Raw genomic sequence first — 464 nt, forward strand, 5'->3', positions numbered from 1 at the left:
AATGAACTAGTAGATAAAGGTTCAGTAGAAATTACAAAAGTAGATAAAGATAGTCAAAAAGTATTAGAAGGCGTAGTCTTTGAAATCCAAGATGAAGCAGGCAAAGTAGTAACAAAAGTAACAACAGATAAAGAAGGAAAAGCGAAAATTTCAGATCTATCTGTAGGGAATTACAAACTAGTAGAAGCAGAAAATTTACCAGGCTACAAAAAGCTAACAGAGCCAGTATCATTCGAAATCAAAAAAGGTATGACAGAAGTCTTATCATTAAAAGTAGAGAATGAACTAGTAGATAAAGGTTCAGTAGAAATTACAAAAGTAGATAAAGATAGTCAAAAAGTATTAGAAGGCGTAGTTTTCGAAGTACAAGATGAAAAAGGCAAAGTAGTAACGGAAGTAAAAACAGATAAAAATGGTAAAGCAAAAATCTCAGACTTATCTGTAGGAAAGTACAAATTAGTAGA

General features: G+C 31.2%; 1 protein-coding gene. It reads left to right on the forward strand.

Annotated elements, in window-relative coordinates; translation table 11 throughout:
- Positions 1-464, forward strand: a 464-nt coding sequence (locus JDS82_RS29030) for an MSCRAMM family protein (RefSeq protein WP_275952028.1), incomplete at both ends; no start/stop codon positions are given.

Origin of the sequence: Bacillus cereus group sp. N14, from assembly GCF_016483555.1 — a bacterium.
Taxonomy (GTDB): Bacteria; Bacillota; Bacilli; order Bacillales; family Bacillaceae_G; genus Bacillus_A; species Bacillus_A wiedmannii.